The sequence below is a fragment of the Streptomyces sp. FH025 genome, assembly GCF_017427025.1.
GTDB lineage: Bacteria > Actinomycetota > Actinomycetes > Streptomycetales > Streptomycetaceae > Kitasatospora.
In genome coordinates, this window is the sequence record NZ_JAFLNG010001104.1 from 1 (window position 1) to 1,584 (window position 1,584).

The 1,584-nt window shown below is 74.5% G+C and carries 1 protein-coding gene and 1 pseudogene; both read right to left on the reverse strand.

Annotated elements, in window-relative coordinates; translation table 11 throughout:
- Window positions 1-970: alkene reductase (locus J0670_RS37695; protein ID WP_207817278.1), on the reverse strand; the 970-nt coding region annotated here is incomplete at its 3' end.
- A gap of 34 nt (window positions 971-1,004) precedes the next feature.
- Window positions 1,005-1,584, reverse strand: a pseudogene (locus J0670_RS37700) (non-ribosomal peptide synthetase condensation domain protein); the annotation flags it as partial.

Below are 1,584 nucleotides of genomic sequence, written 5' to 3' on the forward strand. Positions count from 1 at the left end.
CGATGAAGGCGCGGCCGTAGGAGACCAGGTCGGCGAGTCCGGCGGCGAGCACCGCCTCGCCGCGCTCGCGGTCGGTGGCGGCGCGGTTCTCGCCGACGTTGGCGATCAGCGGGCCGGACCAGCGCGGGCGCAGGTCGGCCAGGGCCGGGTAGTCGTCGTTGTCGGTGAGGTGGAGGTAGGCCAGGCCGAGGCCGTCGAGCTCGGCCAGCAGCGCCCGGTAGACCGGCGCCGGGTCGGCCTCCTCCATGCCGAACTGCGGGTTGCCGGGGGAGAGTCGCAGGCCGAGGCGGCCCGGGCCGATCGCGTCGGCCACGGCGGTGACCAGCTCGACGGGGAAGCGGAGCCGGTCGGCGAGGCTGCGGGGGCCGTACTCGTCGGTGCGCAGGTTGGTGTTGTCGGCGAGGAACTGGTGGATCAGGTAGGAGTTGGCGCCGTGCAGCTCGACGGCGTCGAAGCCGGCGGTGAGCGCCCTGCGGGCGGCGGCGACGTGGTCGGCGACGGTTTCGCGGATGTCGGCGCGGGTCAGCTCGCGCGGGGTGACGGCCTCGGCCTTGCCACCGCCCCGGACGTGCACCGGGCCCGGGGCCGGGACGGCGGAGGGCCCGGCCGGGACGTCGCCGAGCAGCCGGTTGAGCGGGTGGCCCTGGCGGCCGCCGTGCATCAGCTGGGCGACGATCCGGCCGCCCGCCGCGTGGGTGGCCTCGGTGACCGTACGCCAGCCCGCCACGTGCTCGGGCGTCTCCAGGCCGGGCAGGCGCCAGCCGGACTGGCCCTGCCGACTGGGCCAGATGCCCTCGGTGATGATCAGTCCGGCGCTCGCGCGCTGGGCGTAGTGCTCGGCGACTATGGGCAGCGGGGTGCCGTCCTCGGTGGCCCGGTACCGCGTCATCGGGGCCATGACGACGCGGTTGGGCAGGTCGAGCGTGCCGAGGCGGTAGGGGCTGAGGAGGATATCGGTGGTGGAGGTCATGCCGGTACGGTAGAACCTGACACCGGTGTCAGGTTCAAGCTTCAGGGGCTTCACCGGCAGGGCCGGCGGTGGTGGAGCGCGCTGCCTCGGTGAGGATCAACTCCTCGACGCCGTACAGGAACCGCTCCATCGTGGGGCGCGGGAGGACGGCCGGGTCGGCCGTCATGGCCAGGCTCAGCGCCTCGGGGGACTGCAGGGCGTCCAGGGCGTAGCTGAGGCCGGGGCGGGGCTCGAACTCGACCGGCCAGCTGAGGGTGGTGGCTCCGCCGTCGGGGCCGGGTGCGGAGGGGAGCAGCTCGCGGGTGTCGTTGAACACGCAGGACCGGTCGGCGAGCGGGACGCCCTCGGCGGCGAGCCGCTCGGTCTCGGCGGCCAGCGCGAGCCTGTCGTAGTAGGCGTGGCGGTAGGTGCCGATCGCGGCAGCGTGGGTGCGCCGGACGACCTCGCCGAACTCGGCGGTGGCGTCCGGGAGGTGGAAGAGTCCGTCGCCCGCGACCACGCTCACCGCGTTGGCCAGTTCGGGCAGGAAGCGGTTGTTGACCACGACGCTGAGGACGGCCTCGGTCGTCCCGGCCAGGCGGGCGGTCATCGTGGCGGTGGCCGCCAGCAGGACG